Raw genomic sequence first — 16,698 nt, forward strand, 5'->3', positions numbered from 1 at the left:
CGCCCTCACCTGCACCTGCGCACGCCCGGGGGCCGGAGCCATCATCGGGGAGTGACCGAGACGTACCCACCACCCGCCGACCTGGCCGCCACCGCGAACGTCCCGGCCGGGGTGTACGCGGAAGCCGCCGCCGACCCGGAGGCGTTCTGGGCCCGGCAGGCCCGCCGGCTGGAGTGGGACCGGGCTCCGGAGCAGGGCTACGACGGCTCCGCATGGCCCGAGGTCACCTGGTTCGCCGACGGCACGCTGAACGTCGCCCGCAACTGCGCCGACCGGCACGTCGAGGCCGGGCGCGGCGACACGGTCGCGCTGCACTGGGAGGGCGAGCCGGGGGACCGGCGCACCGTCACCTACGCCGACCTGCAGCGCGAGGTCTCCCGGTGCGCGCACGCGCTCACCGAGCTGGGCGTCGGACGCGGCGACGTGGTGGTCGTCTACCTGCCGGTGCTGGTGGAGACGATCGTGGTGATGCTGGCCTGCGCCCGGATCGGCGCGATCCACTCGCTGGTCTTCGGCGGGTTCTCGGCGTCGGCGCTGCGGTTCCGGCTCACCGACGGCGAGGCCAAGCTGCTGGTCACCACGGACGGTCAGTACCGCCGCGGCAAGGCCGTCCCGGTGAAGGCGAACGCAGACGAGGCCGCCGACGGCGTCGAGTCGCTGGAGCACGTGCTCGTGATCCGCCGGACCGGCTCGGAGATCGACTGGACCGAGGGCCGCGACGTCTGGTGGCACGACGTCGTCGACCGGCAGCCCGGCGAGCACCGGGCCGAGGCGTTCGGGGCGGAGAGCCCGCTGATGCTGGTCTACACCTCGGGCACCACCGGCACCCCCAAGGGTCTGCTGCACACGATGGGCGGCTACCTCACCCAGACGTCGTGGACGTCCTGGGCCTGCTTCGACCACAAGCCCGACGACGTCTACTGGTGCACCGCCGACCTGGCCTGGGTCACCGCGCACACATACGAGGTCTACGGGCCGCTCTCCAACGGCGTCACGCAGGTGATCTACGAGGGCACTCCGGACACCCCGGAGCCCGGCCGGCACTTCGAGATCATCGCCCGGTACGGCGTCACCGTGTACTACACCGCGCCGACCCTGGTCCGCACCTACATGAAGTGGGGCGAGGAGGTGCCCGCACGGTACGACCTGTCCTCGCTGCGGCTGCTCGGGACCGTCGGCGAGGCGATCAACCCGGAGGCCTGGCGCTGGTTCCACCGGGTGATCGGCGGTGGCCGCTGCCCGATCGTCGATACCTGGTGGCAGTCCGAGACCGGAGCCGCGATCTGCGCCCCGCTGCCCGGCGTCACCCCGCTCAAGCCGGGCTCGGCCACGCACCCGCTGCCGGGGCTGTCGGTGCGGGTGGTGGACCGCCACGGCCGCACCTGCGACGCCGGCGAGGGCGGCCTGCTGGTGATCGACCGGCCGTGGCCTGCGATGGCCCGCACGGTGTGGGGCGACCCGCAGCGGTACCGGTCGTCCTACTTCGACGACTTCGCGGAGCAGGGCTGGTACAAAGCCGGGGACGGCGCGGTGATCGACGCCGAGGGCTACGTGACGATCCAGGGCCGGGTGGACGAGGTCATGAACGTCTCCGGGCACCGGCTCGGCTCGATCGAGCTGGAGTCGGCGCTGGTCTCGCACCCGCGGGTGGCCGAGGCCGGGGTGGTCGGCGCGCCGGACCCGACGACCGGGCAGGCGGTCGTCGCCTTCGTGACGGTCACCGGGGACGCCGACGACGCGCTGCCCGAGGAGCTGCGGGCGCACGTCGCCCGCGAGCTGGGGCCGGTGGCCCGTCCGCGCGAGGTGGTGCTGGTCGCCGAGCTACCCAAGACCCGCTCGGGCAAGATCATGCGACGGCTGCTGCTCGACGTCACCGCCGGGCGCGAGCCGGGGGACACCACGAGCCTGGTGGATCCGGCCGCCTTCGCGGACCTCGCGGCCGGGTACCGGACGCGCTGAGGCACCGCCGGCCACGGCACCTCGTGAACCCGGGTTCTCGAGGTGTACCGGTGGTCCGCGGCGCCCACCACGACCATCCGGGAGACGTGTTATGTCTCAGGACATCGGTGACGATCCTGTGTCAGGACATCGGTGACAACTGCGGGCGTTCTTGGTGGTGACACTTCCGCCGTGAGGCTGCCGCGGTGGCTGCCCATGAACCCATCGATCCCCGTGTCCGCCTTGCGATCTCGCAGTGGCCTGACGACGCGCCGCGGGGGGCGGTCTCGACGTTCTGTATCGAGCACGGCATCTCGCGTAAGTCGTTCTACGAGCTGCGCAAGCGCGCTCGCGTTGACGGGCCTGCGGCGGTGCTCGAGCCCAGGTCCAGACGGCCGCGGTCGAGCCCGTCGATGCTGACCGAGCAGGTCAAGGCCCAGGCCGTGCAGGTGCGAGCCGCACTCGAGGCGTCCGGGCTGGACCACGGCCCGATCAGCGTTCACGAGAAGATGCGTGCGATGGGCCTGGCCTCGGTGCCCTCGACGGCGTCGCTGGCGCGGATCTTCCGTCAGGCCGGTATCGCCCGGGCGGAGCCGCGCAAGAAGCCCCGCTCGGCGTGGCGGCGGTTCGTCTACCCGGCGCCCAACGCGTGCTGGCAGCTCGATGCCACCGAGTACGTGCTGACCGGCGGAGGCAAGTGCGTGATCTTCGGAGCTCATCGACGACCACTCCCGCTACGCGGTCGCCTCCCACGCCGCGGCCGCTGAGACCGCCAAGGACGCGATCGCAGTCTTCGACAAGGCCGTGGCCGCCCACGGCGTGCCGCAACGACTGCTGTCCGACAACGGGCTCGCGCTCAACCCTTCGCGGCGCGGCGTGGTCGGCCGGCTTGTCGCCCAAGTCGCCGCGCTGGGTGTCGAGGCGATCACCGGCAAGCCGCACAAGCCGACCACCCAGGGCAAGAACGAACGCTTCCACCAGACCCTGTTCCGCTACCTCGACAAGCAACCGCTCGCCGCCACACTCGCGCAGCTCCAGGCCCAGATCGACGCCTTCGACCACGTCTACAACACCGAGCGCCCTCACCAAGGGCTGCCCGGGCGAATCACGCCGCAGGCCGCGTGGGAGGCGACGGCCAAGGCCGATCCACCCCGCCCGAAACCGGACCGGCCCGTCTACCGGCCGCCGGCCCTCGCCATGTGACCCCGACCGAAGCCACCGGAAGGCCTACCCGCCGGCACACGCCTGAGAACGGTGAGCTCCGCCGGAGTCGTCCACGTCGACAAGGTGTTCTACAAGATCGGCGTCGTCCACGCGTTCGAACATGTCCTCGTCGTCAGCGACGGCGACCAGCCCGGCGACACGATCACCGTCACCGACCTCGAAGGCGAGATCCTCGCCGAACGCACCAGACCCACTCCCGGCACCCGCTACGTCGGCAACGGTCGACCCCGCGGAAGACAGCCGAAGAACCCGGGAGCGTCACCGAAGTCCTGACACATCAACCGTCACCGATGTCCTGATGCAGAACTGTCACCGATGTTCTGAGACATCACAACCATCCGGGAGACGCGTGATTCGCAATTGCGAACAGATGTTCGATAAAGATGTCTTGACCAGGTAGAATCGAGGCATGACCGCGGTTCATGATCCCCCGTTACCGGACACCGGCGAGTCCGGGTTCCCGACCCTCGACCTCTCCCTGATCCAGATGGCTGTGGAGCAGGCCGCGCACGCCGACGCCGCGAGGTGCACCGAGGCCGAGCTGATCGACCAGATCGCGCAGCTGCAGACGCTGCAGACCTCGCTCGCCGCGCTGCAGAGCGCGCGCATCCGCGCGTTCGCCCGCACTCATGTCGCAGCGCGGACCGTGTCCGGGCGGGTTGAGCCGGAGAAACTCGACCGCAGTGTCCGAGCGCAGGTTGCCCTCGCCACCCGCACCTCACCGACCGTCGCCGCCGGGCGGGTCCGGGTGGCCCGGGACCTGCACGACGGCCTCGATCACGTCCGTGAGCTGCACACCGCCGGCGCGCTCAACGCCGAGGCCACCGCCGCGATCGCGGCCGCCACCGAGCACCTGGATCGGGCCGAGCGGGCCGAGGTCGATCGCCGCCTCGCCGAACACGATCTGAGCCGTCTCGGGCTGGGACGGATCCGCGACCTCGCCCGCAGCATCGCCGCGCAGGTCGCGCCGGAGAAGTTCCACCACCGGGCCCGAGAGGCCCGCGCCGAGCGGCGGGTCACCGTGCGCCCCGCCCCGGACGGGATGGCCTACTTGACCGCCTACCTGCCACTGGAGCAGGCCGTCAGCTGCCTGGCCGCGCTGATGAAGGCGCACACCGCGGCGTCGGTCAGCCCGGAGCCGCTGACCCGGGGCCGCGGGCAGTTCGTCGCCGACACCCTCGTTGAGCGACTCACCGGCAGGTCCCACCCGGGCGAGGTCGACCTGGAGATCCAGGTGCTGGTCCCCCTCGAAGTTCTCATCGACCCGAACAGCCCGTTGCCGGTCGAGATCCCGGGCTACGGGCCGGTGCCCGCCGACCTGCTCGCCAGCGCCCGGGGCCGGATGAGCTGGCGACGTCTGACCAGCCGACAAGGAACGGTCGTCGGCGGCGACTCCCGGCAGCGGAACTTCACCGGCTTTCTCGCCGACGTCATCCGCGCCCGCACCCGCAATCGCTGCGCCGAGCCCTACTGCGACGCCCCGGTCCGCCACATCGACCACATCCACCGCGTCGACGACGGCGGTGCCACCGATCTCGATACCGGCCGCGGTGTCTGCGAGTTTCACAACTACGTCCGCGAACAACCCGGATGGACCGTCCGACGCACACCCGGAGGCGTCACCACCACGACACCGACCGGGCACGCGTACCCCGAACCGCGGTCTCCGGCAAACTAGGCGATCCGGCGCAGCTTCTGGATCGCCAGGTCGCCGTCGAGCAGTTCGCCCATGGCCCCGACTGCGTTCGTCAGGTGCGGGCTCCGCATGTGCTCCTCGAGTGCGGCCTCGCTCGTCCAGTTCTCATAGAAGAAGAACACTGCCGGGTCGTCGGTGCCCTGGTGGAGGTCATAGCTGACGTTGCCCGCCTCCTGCGTGGTCGGTTCGATCAGCTTCTCCAGCTCGGCGCGCAGCTCGTCCTCCTTGCCCGCCTTCGCCCGCATCCGGGCGATCACGGTGAGGAGCTCGCGGTTGTCGTCGGTCGGGGTGGGCATCGTCGCCTCCACGGTAGATCGATCTTCCGTGATCATCCTGACGCATCCGGCGGGTGAATGCCGCCGCGACTCGCTACGGTCGACCGCATGACCGGCGGTGCGGGGACCCGGGAGACGGCGAGGGCGATGGCCGAGGCGGCCTGCGCCTGGCTGGACACCCTCGACGCGGAACAGCGGGAGCGGGCCACCGGCCATGCCCCGGCTGCGGACGGTGACACCGACGCCGAGCGACGGCGCTGGTTCTACACCCCGACCGACCACGGTGGGCTGACCTTCCACGACCAGTTCCCACCGCAGCAGCGCGCGGCGATGAAGCTGCTCGGCACCGGGCTGTCCCGGGCTGCCTATGTCACCGCGGCGACGGTGATGGGCCTGGAGAACGTCCTCGACCACACCGAGGGTTTCGTGTCCATGTTCGACCGCAGCCGCGGCCGCGACCCGTTCATGTACTACCTGCGGGTCTTCGGCGAGCCGGGCGATACCGGGGCCTGGGGCTGGCGGTTCGGCGGGCACCACATCTCGATCAACATGCTGGTCGTCGACGGCGAGGTCGCCGCGACGACGCCCTGCTTCCTCGGCGCCGACCCGGCCACCTCCGAGCTGCTCGGCGGCACCACCCTCCGCCCGCTCGGCCGGGTCGAGGACCTCGCCCGGGACCTGGTCCGGTCGCTGCCCGGGGAGCTGCGTGACCGGGCCGTGCTGCTCGGCAAGGCGCCACCGGACCTGGTCGCGGCCAACCGCACCGAGCCGCAGGACGGCGACGACTGGATCCCGCTCGCGGGGATCTGGCGAGCACCGTTCGCGAGCGACACCGAGCAGGCGAAGCTCGAGACGGGGAGCCGGGGCATCGAGGAGAAGGCCGGCTTCAGCGACGCCGAGAAGGCCGCCGTGCGGCTCTCCCGTACCCCGCGCGGCGTGCCGGCATCCGACCTCGACGGCGAGCAGCGCGAGATCCTGGGAATCCTGCTCGGCACCTACCTGGAGCGCGTCCCGGAATCGCTGTCCCCGATCACCCGCTACGACGACGCCGCCGTCCTGGACGACGTCCACGTCGCCTGGGCCGGCTCGCTGGAGCCCGGGGCGCCGCACTACTACCGGATCCAGGGCCCGCGGCTGCTGATCGAGTGGGACAACACCCAGCGCGACGCCAACCACGCGCACTCCGTGTGGCGCGACCCGTCCCGGGACTTCGGTCTGGACGTCCTCGGTGCGCACCGCGCCGCGCACCATCTCGGCTGACATCTCGCACATCACGGCAAGCGTTGACAAGCTTGCGCAAGGTGCTGCACTCTTCGTGCCGTCCCACCGACGGGCCGGCCGAGGAGGAGAGCAGTGGCGCCCACCCTGACCGACGTGGCCCGCACGGCCGGCGTCGCGCTGTCCACCGCGTCCCGGGCGTTCAGCGACCCGGACCGGCTCGGTGCCGACACCCGCCGCCGGATCCTCACCGCGGCCCAGGAGCTCGGCTACGCGCCGCGCCCCACGGTCACGACGGCGCCCCCGACCACCGCGACCGTCGCCGCGGTCGTCCCCGACATCGCGAACCCGGTGTTCTCCCGGTTCGTCAAGGCGGCGCAGTCCCGCGGCCGCGAGTCCCGCACCACCGTCGTCGTCGCCGACACCGACTACGACGCCGACCGCGAGCGCGAGACCATCGCCGGGCTGTGCGCGCGGGTCGACGGCATCGTCGTGCACTCCTCGCGCCTGGACGGGGCCGAGGTGCTCGACCTCTGCGGCGCGACGCCGTCGGTGCTGGTCAACCGGCACGTCCCGGGCGGCGACTGCGTGATCGCCGACTCCACCCAGGGCCTGCGCCAGGCCGTCGACCACCTGGACGCGCTCGGCCACCGTCGGATCGCCTACGTGCAGGGAAGCTCTGACTCCTGGTCCAACCAGCACCGGGTCGGCCTGGTACGGGAGCTGGCCGCCGAGTACGGCCTGGACCTGGAGCTGCTCGGCTGGCACACCGAGACCGTCGACGGCGGGACCGCCGCCGCGGCGCGGGTGCTCGCCACCGGCGCCACCGCCGTGCTCACGCACAACGACCTGGTCGCGCTCGGCCTGGTCGCCGGGGCCCGCACGCTCGGCGTCCGGGTGCCCGACGACCTGTCGGTTCTCGGCAGCGACGACATCCCGTTCGCCGCGCTCGCCGACCCGGGCCTGTCCAGCATCGCGACCCCGATGGACCGGGCCGGGACCCTCGCGCTGGAGATCCTGACCCGCGCCGAGCGCGCGGCCCCGCGGGCCGTCCGGCTCCCGACCCATCTCGTCGTGCGCGGCAGCACCGGCCCCAAACCGACCCGTATCCGCGCCCTGGAGGTCCAGTCGTGAAGATCGTCGTCGCGGACCAGAACCTGGCCGGACTGCGGGCCGAGACCGAGGCCGCGCTGCCCGCCGGCAGCAAGGTCGTCTGGTCGGCGAGCCGGGAGGCGAGCGACCTCGTGGCCCTGGTCGCCGACGCCGACGTGCTGATCTCCGGCCGCTGCCCGAAGGGGGTCGGTGCCGCCGGGGCCGGGCTGCGGCTGGTGCACGCCGCGGGCGCGGGCACCGACGGCATCGACCTCGGCGCGCTCCCGGCCGGCTGCACCGTCGCCAACACCTTCCACCACGAGGACTCGATCGCCGAGTACGTCCTCGCCTCGACGATCCTGCTGCGCCGCGGGTTCCTCGCCCAGGACACCGCGCTGCGTGCCGGTGACTGGCCCACCCCGGCCCACGACCCGACCGCCCCGTGGGCCGAGTCGCTGCAGGGGGCGACGGTCGGGCTGGTCGGGTTCGGCCACATCGGTGCCCGGACCTGGGACCGGCTGCGCGCGTTCGGCGCGCGCGGGGTCGCGGTCAGCCGGCGCGGCACGATCGACGCGGCCACGCACGGCCTGGCCTGGGCCGGCAGCACCGCCGAGCGGCTCGACGCCCTGCTCGCCGGATCCGACGTCGTCGTCGTCAGCGCGCCGCTGAACCCGGAGACCGAGGGCATGATCGGCGCCGCCGAGCTGGGGTCCATGAAGGACTCAGCGGTGCTGGTCAACGTCGGGCGCGGCCCGCTGGTCGACGAGGCGGCGCTGTACGCGGCCCTGCGCGACGGCACGATCGGCGGCGCCGCGATCGACGTCTGGTACGGCTACCCCGAGCCCGGCACCAGCCACGGCGAGCCGTCCTCGCTGCCGTTCCGCGAGCTCGGGAACGTGCTGATGACCCCGCACAGCTCCGGGCTGACCCGGCAGACCTTCCTCGGTCGCGCCGCCGAGATCGGTGTCAACGTGCACCGGCTCGCCGCCGGGGAGGAGCTCGCGAACGTCGTGGCGGTGGTCCGATGACGGACCGGATCGTCGCTGCCGAGGTGCTGGTCACCTCGCCCGGCCGCAACTACGTCACCCTCAAGATCAGCACCGCGGACGGCCTGGTCGGCTGGGGCGACGCGACGCTCAACGGCCGCGAGCTCGCCGTCGACGCCGTCCGGGAGCGCGGGTTCACCGCCATCCGGGTGCAGACCGGCGTCCCCGGCCTGAACACCGTCTACGGCGTCGAGCGCGGCTACGACTACGAACCCGCCCTGCTGCCGGTCGCGCGCCGGCGCGACGGCTCGATGACGGGCTGGTGAGCGCCGTGCCCACCCCGACGACCACCGGAATCGTCCACCTCGGACTGTCCAACTTCCACCGGGCGCACCAGGCGGTGCACACCGCCGCGGCACTCGGCGCCGACCCCGGCGCGTGGGGGATCCTCGGCGTCGCACCGCGGTCCGCGGCCGTCGCCGACGCGATGGCCGCGCAGGACGGCCGATACGCCGTCGTCGAGATCTCGCCGGAGGGGGAGCAGGCGGTCGTCCCGGGCGTGCACACCGGCACCCTGGTCGCCGCCCGCGACCCCGAGCCGGTGCTCGGCGCGCTCGCCGCCCCGAGCACCCGGATCGTGTCGCTGACCGTCACCGAGCACGGCTACACGATCGACCCGCGCACCGGCGGGCTCGACCTCGACCACGACGGCGTCCGCGCCGACCTGGCCGGCGGCTCGGGTACCGCGATCGGGCTGGTGGCGCGCGGCCTGCTCCGCCGCGCCCGCGGCCACGGCGCCCCGGTCAGCGTCCTGAGCTGCGACAACCTGCTCGGCAACGGCGACGTCACCGCCCGGCTGGTGCGCGAGTTCGCCGAGGCGCTGCCCGCCCCGGAGCGGAACGCGCTGCTGCCCTACCTGGACACCATCACCTTCCCGAACGGGATGGTGGACCGGATCGTCCCGGCCACCACCGACGCCACCCGGGCCGCCGCCGCCCGCCTGGCCGGGTTCGACGGATTCGTCGATGCCGTCCCCGTCCCGGCCGAGCCGTTCAGCATGTGGGCGCTGGAGGACCGGTTCGCCGCGGGCCGTCCGGCCTGGGAGCACGCCGGGGCGGGCGTGCCCGGTGCCGTGTTCACCGACGACGTCGCCGGCTACGAGCTGCTCAAGCTGCGGTTCCTCAACGGCACGCACTCGCTGATCGCCTACCTCGGCGCGCTCTCCGGCGAGGACCTGATCGCCCGCTCGGTCGCCCGCCCGGCGATCCGTGCCGCGGCGCAGCGCGTGCTGCACGACGACTACCGCTCCACCGTGCGAGTCCCGGCAGGCGTCGACGCGGACGCCTACGCCGCACAGCTGTTCGTGCGCTGGTCCAACACCGCGCTCGGGCACCGCACCCGCCAGGTAGGTTCGGACGGCTCGCTCAAGCTCGCCCAGCGGATCCCCGGCCCGGCCGCCGAGCACCGGGCCGCCGGCCGGCTGCCGCACCACCTCGCGCTGACCGTCGCCGCCTGGCTGGCCTGCGTCGCGCCGCCGGACGGGTTCGATCCGGGCCCGCACGCCGCGGCGATGGCCGAACCCGCCCGCGACCGGCTCGCGACGACCGCCGGCGGCCCGCTCGACGCGCACGTCCGTGCCGGGCTGGAGCTGCTCGGCGGCGACCCGGACCCGGACCTCGCCGCCCGTACTACCGAGCTTCTGGCCCTGCTGGTCGGGCACGGCGTCGACACCGCGGTCGCCGAGGCCGCCGGGGAACGGAGCGCCGCATGACCACCACGCTCCCGGAGCGCACCCGCGCCGCCGTGCTGCACGCCGCGCAGGACCTGCGGGTCGAACACATCCCGATGACCGGGCCGGAGCCCGGTGAGGTGCTGGTCGCGATCGAGGCGGTCGGTGTCTGCGGCTCGGAGCCGTCGGGTGCGGGCACTACCACCTGTGCCTGTCCGGGACCTGCCTCGGCTCGCGCCCGCCATCGGGCTCGCCGCGTCCGCCCGGGCGACCGGGCCTGACCTGCCACCGCCCTACGGGGCCCGATCCATCCGAGGAGGCATGGACACCAGCGGAAGCACACCAACCCCGTCCACAGTAGACCCAGACCGCCCGGCCGACCCGCGGGCGACCCGCAAGGCCGCCTGGGCCGGCCTGGTCGGGACCACGCTCGAGCAGTACGACTTCGTCATCTACGGCACCGCGTCCGCGCTGGTGTTCTCGCAGCTCTTCTTCCCGAACGTCTCCCCGGCGGTCGGCATCCTCTCCAGCTTCGCCGCCTACGCCGTCGGCTTCCTGGCCCGGCCGCTGGGCGGGCTGTTCTTCTCCCGCTACGGCGACCGGCTCGGCCGCAAGTGGGTGCTCGTCGCCACGCTGATGCTGATGGGCGGCTCCACGCTGCTGATCGGCCTGCTGCCGACCTACTCCACGATCGGCCTCCTGGCGCCGGCGCTGCTGGTGGCGTGCCGGTTCCTCCAGGGCTTCGGCGCCGGGGCCGAGCAGGCAGGCGCCGCCACCCTGCTCACCGAGACGGTCGGTCGCGGCCGGCGCGGCCGGTACGCCTCGCTGGTCATGGTCGGCGCCGCGCTGGGCACCGCGCTCGGCGCGGTCGTCTGGATCGCGGTCCAGCAGCTGCCCGAGGATCAGCTGATGAGCTGGGGCTGGCGCCTGGTGTTCGTGTCCAGCCTGGTCGTCACCGCGGTCGCGATGGTGATCCGGCGCAGGCTCGACGAGAGCCCGGTGTTCGCGGAGCTGAAGGAGAACCACGTCGAGCCGCGCAAGCCCGCGGGCGAGGTGTTCCGGCACGGCCGACGGCCGATGCTGCTGGCGCTGTTCATGAACGTCGGAACCAGCGCGCAGTCCTACACCTTCCAGGTGTTCATCGCGTCCTATCTGGTCTCGACGGTCGGCGTGGACTCGTCGTTCGTCCCGCAGGTGCTGCTGATCGGCGCGATCTGCGGCGGCATCGCCGCGGTCGGCTTCGGCGCGCTCTCCGACCGGATGGGCCGCAGGCCGGTCTACTCGTTCATCATGCTGGCGAGCGTGCTGCTGCCCGGACCGGCGTTCGTCGCGCTGAACACCGGCAATCCGGTCGCGATCGTCGTGACGATCGTCGTCGGCTTCGTGCTCGCCGTGAACGGCGCCGTGGGCGTCCAGATGAGCTACTTCCCGGAGATGTTCGGCAGCCGCTACCGCTACGCCGGCGTCACCCTGGGCCGGGAGTTCTCGGCCGCGGTCGGCGGCGGCGTCGCCCCGCTGATCTGCGCCGCACTGCTCAGCGCGTTCTCCGGGTCCTGGATCCCGGTCGCGGTCTACATGTCCGTGATGGCGCTGATCAGCCTGATCGCCGCACGGATGGCCCCGGAGACCGTGGACCGCGACCTCACCGTCCCGGAGGACGCCGGCGCCCCCGTCACCGGGACGATCGCTCGCGCACCCCACTGACGGCGGCCACCGGACCGGACGACGAGGCAGCGGATCAGGCCGGGACCGGACTCCGCCGGGCGAAGGCCGGAGCGCGCTCCGGCCGGAACCCGACGCCGACCAGGTAGGCCGGCACGATCCGGGCCGCCGGGAACCGCTCCATCACCCGGATCAGCGGCGCCGGCGGGCCGGAGAGGGTCCCCTCCAGGGCCGGCCCGGCGAGGTTCGCGTGCATGATCCGCTGCAGGCCCTGGACCAGGATCGTCGGCAGCAGCCGCCGGTTGCGCACCCGGGCCAGGTCCTTCCCGGTGGCCGTGCCACGGGACAGCGGGACGGCGAGCAGCGTCGCCGCCGCCACCGCGTCCTGGATCGCGAGGTTGATGCCGACCCCACCGACCGGGGACATCGCGTGCGCGGCGTCACCGAGGCACAGCATGCCGTCGACGTGCCACCGCTTCAGCCGGTTGAGCCGCACGTCGAGGTGTCTGACGTCGTCCATCGAGGCGATCTCGCCGACCCGGTCCGCGCAGTCCGGGATCAGCTCGGCGACGTCGGCCCGGAACGCCTCGATCCCGCGGGCCCGCAGCCCCGCGTCGGCGCCCTTGCCGGCGAGGTAGCCGACCTGGAAGTAGCCCTCCCGCGGGATGACGACGGCGAACCGGCCGCGCCCGATCCGTGGCGTGAGCATCGAGACGCCGTCGTCGGCGTGCCGGGGCAACCGGAACCACCAGGCGTCGAACGGGACGGGGTACTCGGTCACCGGCAGCCCGGACTCCGCGCGCAGCACCGAGTGCCGGCCGTCGCAGGCCACCGTCAGGTCCGCGTGCAGCACGCCCTCGGTCCCGTCCGCGCTCGAGTACCGCACGCCCGCCACCCGGCCGTGCTCGCGGACCACCCCGGTCACGTCGGTGTCCATCCGCAGGTGGAAGGCCGGCTCGGCCCGTCCGGCGTCGGCGAGCAGATCCAGCAGGTCCCACTGCGGCACCATCGCGATGTAGGGATGCCGGACGTTGAGCCGGGCCAGCCGGCCGAGGTCCCCGATGACCTGGTAGCTGTGCCCGTCCCCGCGGGGGAGGGCGACCTCGCTGATCCGGCTCTGCGGCAGCGCGGCAAACCGCTCGCCCAGCCCGAGGTCGTCGAGCAGGTCCAGGGTGGTGGGGTGGACGGTGTCCCCGCGGAAGTCCCGCAGGAAGTCGCCGTGCTTCTCCAGCACGGTGACCTCGACCCCGGCCCGGGCCAGCAGCAGCCCGAGCATCATCCCGGCCGGGCCGCCCCCGACCACACAGCACGTCGTCCGCTCCATCGCGACCCACCTCATCTCCACATATTTCAACGCCTGTTGAATTGAGTATGCGCCTGTCGGAGCGGCTCCGCAACACTCAGGAGTGGGCCGCGGCCGGAACGCCGGCCGGTGCCCAGCCCGCCGTCCCAGCCGTAGCGGCCGTCCGGCTCCACGCAGAGTCCGATGCCCACCCGGCGCCGTCGGTCACGCGAGCCGGCGGGGACGTGGAACCCGGTGTCGTGCATGCCGAGCGGGTCGAGCACGCGCTCGCGGAGCAGCGTACGAGCGCTGGATCGGCAGCTCCGGCGGGAAGCGTGGCGGCATCCGGTGCCTCCCGCGGTCGGGGCCGATGGAACTCAGGGCTTGCGGCCGATCCCGCCCGCGATACAGCGCTGCGCGGGCAGCAGCTCACCGACCTCCGGCCCGTCCGGCCACCACCGGACGCAGAGCTCGATCCCCGGGGTGACCATCTCCAGGCCGGGGAACATCCCCTGGATCTCCGCGCGGGTGCGGAACCGGCCGCTGCCCATCGGGCTGTGCAGGAAGACGTTCTCCAGCCGGCGGGCCAGCTCGGAGTTCTCGTCCTCCGGGTCCAGGAAGTGCGAGACCGCGACGTAGGAGCCGGACGGCAGCGCGTCCACGTAGGCCTGCATGATGCTCTGCGGTGTGCGGCCCGGGTCGTCGTAGTGGTGCAGCGTCCCCAGCTGGAACAGCGCGATCGGCTGGTCGAAGTCCAGGAACGTGCGGATCTGCGGGTCGTCGACGACGTTGCGCGGGTCGAAGATGTCGGCCGGGCTGAACATCGTGCGGTTGTTGTCCTCGAGCAACGCCTGCCCGTGCGCGATCACGGTGGGGTCGTCGTCGACGTAGACGACGCGTGCCTCGGGCTGCATTCGCTGGGCGACCTGGTGGGTGTTCTCCGCGGTCGGCAGCCCGGACCCGCAGTCCAGGAACTGGGTGATGCCCGCCTGACCGGCCAGCCAGCGCGTCGCGCGGACGAGGAACGCGCGGTGGTCGACGGTGAACTGACTGATCTCCGGCGCGACCGTGGCGAGCTTCTCGACGGTGGCCCGGTCGATCTCGTAGTTGTCCTTGCCGCCGAGGGCCGCGTCGTAGACGCGCGCGATGCTGGCCTTGGTGGTGTCGATGCGGGCGGGTGGCCGCCCCGGCGTCGGCTCGGCTGCGGTCATCGGACGCTCACCCCTCTCGCTTGACGCCGACCCCGCCCGCGATGCACCGCTGGACGGGATCCTCCTGACTGATCTGCGGGCCGTCCGGCCACCACTGGAAACACGGCACGACCCCGGGCTCGATCATGTCCAGCCCGGGGAACAGCCCCTCCAGCTCGGCCCTCGTCCGGAACCGGCCGCTGCCCATCGGGCTGTGAACGAAGACCTGCTCCATCCGCCGGGCCAGCTCGGTGTCGGCGTTCTCCGGGTCGAAGAAGTGCGCGACGGCGACGAAGCTGCCCACCGGGAGGCGCTCGACGAACTCGGCCATGATCCGCCGCGGATCGTCGGCGTCGGCGAAGTGGTGGATCGTCCCGATCTGGAACAGCGCGATCGGCTGCTCCAGGTCGAGGAACTCCTGGATCGCCGGATCGCCGAGCACGGCGGCCGGGTCCCGGATGTCGGCCGGGGAGAACATCGTCTGGTCGTCGTCCTCGAGCAGCGCCCGCCCGTGCGCGATGACGGTCGGGTCGTTGTCCACGTAGGCGACCCGGGCCTCGGGCTGCAGTCGCTGGACGATCTGGTGGGTGTTCTCCGCGGTCGGCAGGCCGGAGCCGCAGTCCAGGTACTGGGTGATCGAGGTCTGAGTGGCGATGAACCGGGCCGCGCGGATCAGGAAGGCCCGGTTGTCCACCGCGAGCTGGTTGACCTCCGGGGCGACCTTGCGGACCCGCTCGATGGTCTCCCGGTCGACCTCGTAGTTGTCCTTGCCGCCCAGCGCGTAGTCGTAGACCCGCGCGATGCTGGCCTTCGTCGTGTCGATGTAGGCGGGCGCGCGACCCTCGGTCGGCTGGGCCATCGGCGGATTCCTCACTGAACGCTCGGACGGGTGGGTGGCCGGTCTGGCCGGTTCGAGGGCACCCTAGCGAGCCCCTCCCGCGTGCTGTCACGGCACCACACGCAGTGATCACCATCGCTGACGGAGCGGCCCGGCGTGTGTAGGGTAGGTCACCCGAACGGTCCGGGTGTGGCATGCCGTCGCACGTCACGCACGGGCCTGCGACCCCGGAGCCGATCCGCAGGAGTCACGCGTGGCCTCGAGTCCGAACGCCCCCACACCGCCCGGTGAGGATCGGGGGCCCACCGCGCGCCGGATCGTGCTCGGCACCCATCTGCGGCGGCTGCGGGAACAGGCCGGCATCAAGCGCTCCGACGCGGCGTACAGCATCCGCGGCTCGGACTCCAAGATGAGCCGGCTCGAGTCGGGCAAGGTCGGGTTCAAGCCGCGCGACGTCGAGGACCTGCTCACCATGTACGGGATCGGCGACGAGGCGGAGCGCGAGCAGGTCGTCGCGATGGCCGCGGACAGCAACGAGAGCGGCTGGTGGGCGCGGTACACCGATGTCGTCCCCGGCTGGTTCGAGGACTTCGTGGGCCTGGAGGCCTCGGCCTCCCGGATCCTGTCCTACGAGCTGCTGTTCGTGCCCGGGCTGCTGCAGACCGAGAGCTACGCCCGGGCGACGGTGAGCGGCGGACGTCCCGACCTGTCGCCGGCCGACCGGGACGCCGTGGAGAAGCGGCTCGAGGTCCGGATGCGCCGGCAGCGGATCCTGCACCGCAAGGACGCCCCGACGTTCTGGGTGGTGCTCGACGAGGCGGTGCTGCACCGCCCGGTCGGCGGCCCCGGTGTGCTGGGCGCGCAGATCGACCACCTGCTGGAACTCTCGGCGCTGCCGAACGTCATCATCCAGCTGCTGCCGTGGGACCTGTCCGGCTACGCGGCCGAGCACGCCTTCGCGATGCTGCGGTTCGCCGAGCCCGAGCTGCCCGACCTGGTCTACCTGGAGGAGCTCACCGGGGCGACCTACCTGGACAAGCGTGCGGACGTCGAGCTGTACGGCCGGTCGATGGACCGGCTGATGGTCGACGCCCTGAACCCCGAGCGCTCCAAGCAGTTCCTGTCGAAGCTCGGCTCGGAGACCTGAGCTACCCACACGTCCCGCCCCGACTTGCGCCGGGCGCGGTGAACCGACCGCCCGGCGCCGCCGGACCGCTGTGACCGATTGCTGCCCTGGCGTATTGCTACCGTCTACGCAACGGAAACTGCACATGCAGATGAGGTGAGCGTTCGCATGACTCAAATGCACTCGGCTATCGCGGCCGACATCGACTCCCTGGTGTGGCGCAAGAGCGTCCGCAGCGGCTACCAGGGCAACTGCGTGGAGTTCGCGGTGGCGGGCGAGGGCGTCGCCGTCCGCAACTCGCGTGATCCGCACGGCACCGTCCTGGCCTTCCCGGCCACGGACATGGCCTCGTTCCTGTCCGCGATCAAGAACGGCGAGCTCGACGACCTGGCCTGAGCGCCGCCCGCAGGACCTCCCGCGGGCGGCCGGACGGAGACATCCG

At 72.5% G+C, this 16,698-nt stretch carries 15 protein-coding genes and 2 pseudogenes; 13 read left to right on the forward strand and 4 right to left on the reverse strand.

Annotation, left to right across the window (positions count from 1 at the left end; genetic code table 11):
• Nucleotides 1-51: 51 nt before the first annotated feature.
• From acs to ACLFMI_RS00220, 4 genes and pseudogenes are all read left to right on the forward strand, one after another.
• Complete coding sequence (gene acs / locus ACLFMI_RS00205; RefSeq protein ID WP_410945621.1) at nt 52-1,959, forward strand: acetate--CoA ligase; 1,908 nt, start codon at nt 52-54, stop codon at nt 1,957-1,959.
• A 185-nt stretch (nt 1,960-2,144) separates the two neighbouring features.
• Nucleotides 2,145-3,087: pseudogene (locus ACLFMI_RS00210) on the forward strand (integrase core domain-containing protein); the annotation flags it as partial.
• Between the two features lie 105 nt (nt 3,088-3,192).
• Nucleotides 3,193-3,435 carry a hypothetical protein gene (locus ACLFMI_RS00215; RefSeq protein WP_410945949.1) on the forward strand — a complete coding sequence of 81 codons (243 nt, stop codon included), beginning with the start codon at nt 3,193-3,195 and terminating at the stop codon, nt 3,433-3,435.
• Nucleotides 3,436-3,571: 136 nt separating this feature from the next.
• Nucleotides 3,572-4,840: a DUF222 domain-containing protein gene (locus tag ACLFMI_RS00220; RefSeq protein WP_410945622.1), complete on the forward strand. Its 1,269-nt coding sequence runs from the start codon at nt 3,572-3,574 to the stop codon at nt 4,838-4,840.
• Here ACLFMI_RS00220 and ACLFMI_RS00225 read toward each other — a convergent pair.
• The gene (locus tag ACLFMI_RS00225) at nt 4,837-5,154 is read right to left on the reverse strand and encodes a putative quinol monooxygenase (RefSeq protein ID WP_410945623.1); all 318 of its coding nucleotides are present in this window, start codon (nt 5,152-5,154) and stop codon (nt 4,837-4,839) included. The genes ACLFMI_RS00220 and ACLFMI_RS00225 overlap by 4 nt on opposite strands.
• Before the next feature lie 87 nt (nt 5,155-5,241).
• On the opposite strand from ACLFMI_RS00225, the gene ACLFMI_RS00230 reads away from it, so the two are divergent.
• The 7 genes and pseudogenes from ACLFMI_RS00230 to ACLFMI_RS00260 all read left to right on the forward strand — a co-directional run bounded on the left by ACLFMI_RS00230 (nt 5,242) and on the right by ACLFMI_RS00260 (nt 11,862).
• Nucleotides 5,242-6,393, forward strand: a complete 1,152-nt coding sequence (locus ACLFMI_RS00230; RefSeq protein ID WP_410945624.1) for a DUF3500 domain-containing protein — start codon at nt 5,242-5,244, stop codon at nt 6,391-6,393.
• A gap of 93 nt (nt 6,394-6,486) precedes the next feature.
• The gene (locus tag ACLFMI_RS00235; protein ID WP_410945625.1) at nt 6,487-7,485 is read left to right on the forward strand and encodes a LacI family DNA-binding transcriptional regulator; all 999 of its coding nucleotides are present in this window, start codon (nt 6,487-6,489) and stop codon (nt 7,483-7,485) included.
• Nucleotides 7,482-8,471 (forward strand): 2-hydroxyacid dehydrogenase, encoded by a 990-nt coding sequence (locus tag ACLFMI_RS00240; RefSeq protein WP_410945626.1) that lies wholly within the window; start codon nt 7,482-7,484, stop codon nt 8,469-8,471. Before ACLFMI_RS00235 ends, ACLFMI_RS00240 begins: the two co-directional genes overlap by 4 nt.
• Nucleotides 8,468-8,608: pseudogene (locus ACLFMI_RS00245) on the forward strand (bifunctional D-altronate/D-mannonate dehydratase); the annotation flags it as partial. The gene ACLFMI_RS00240 and the pseudogene ACLFMI_RS00245, both read left to right, overlap by 4 nt.
• 143 nt (nt 8,609-8,751) lie before the next feature.
• Entirely contained in the window at nt 8,752-10,200 is a 1,449-nt protein-coding gene (locus ACLFMI_RS00250; protein WP_410945627.1) for a mannitol dehydrogenase family protein, read from the forward strand.
• On the forward strand, nt 10,197-10,439 hold the full coding sequence (locus ACLFMI_RS00255; protein ID WP_410945628.1) for a hypothetical protein: 243 nt from the start codon (nt 10,197-10,199) through the stop codon (nt 10,437-10,439). Before ACLFMI_RS00250 ends, ACLFMI_RS00255 begins: the two co-directional genes overlap by 4 nt.
• 40 nt (nt 10,440-10,479) lie before the next feature.
• A complete protein-coding gene (locus ACLFMI_RS00260; protein WP_410945629.1) occupies nt 10,480-11,862 on the forward strand; it encodes an MFS transporter in 1,383 nt (460 codons plus the stop codon).
• A gap of 34 nt (nt 11,863-11,896) precedes the next feature.
• Here the strand turns inward: ACLFMI_RS00260 and ACLFMI_RS00265 are convergent, their stop codons facing one another.
• From ACLFMI_RS00265 to ACLFMI_RS00275, 3 genes are all read right to left on the reverse strand, one after another.
• The gene (locus ACLFMI_RS00265) at nt 11,897-13,144 is read right to left on the reverse strand and encodes an FAD-dependent oxidoreductase (protein ID WP_410945630.1); all 1,248 of its coding nucleotides are present in this window, start codon (nt 13,142-13,144) and stop codon (nt 11,897-11,899) included.
• A 335-nt stretch (nt 13,145-13,479) separates the two neighbouring features.
• Nucleotides 13,480-14,313 (reverse strand): SAM-dependent methyltransferase, encoded by an 834-nt coding sequence (locus ACLFMI_RS00270; protein ID WP_410945631.1) that lies wholly within the window; start codon nt 14,311-14,313, stop codon nt 13,480-13,482.
• A 7-nt stretch (nt 14,314-14,320) separates the two neighbouring features.
• A complete protein-coding gene (locus ACLFMI_RS00275; protein WP_410945632.1) occupies nt 14,321-15,151 on the reverse strand; it encodes an SAM-dependent methyltransferase in 831 nt (276 codons plus the stop codon).
• Nucleotides 15,152-15,383: 232 nt separating this feature from the next.
• On the opposite strand from ACLFMI_RS00275, the gene ACLFMI_RS00280 reads away from it, so the two are divergent.
• Together ACLFMI_RS00280 and ACLFMI_RS00285 are read left to right on the forward strand one after the other, a co-directional pair.
• Nucleotides 15,384-16,277 carry a helix-turn-helix domain-containing protein gene (locus ACLFMI_RS00280; RefSeq protein WP_410945633.1) on the forward strand — a complete coding sequence of 298 codons (894 nt, stop codon included), beginning with the start codon at nt 15,384-15,386 and terminating at the stop codon, nt 16,275-16,277.
• A gap of 156 nt (nt 16,278-16,433) precedes the next feature.
• On the forward strand, nt 16,434-16,652 hold the full coding sequence (locus tag ACLFMI_RS00285) for a DUF397 domain-containing protein (RefSeq protein ID WP_410945634.1): 219 nt from the start codon (nt 16,434-16,436) through the stop codon (nt 16,650-16,652).
• Nucleotides 16,653-16,698: the final 46 nt, after the last annotated feature.

The organism is Pseudonocardia nantongensis, assembly GCF_046546495.1.
Lineage (GTDB): Bacteria > Actinomycetota > Actinomycetes > Mycobacteriales > Pseudonocardiaceae > Pseudonocardia > Pseudonocardia nantongensis.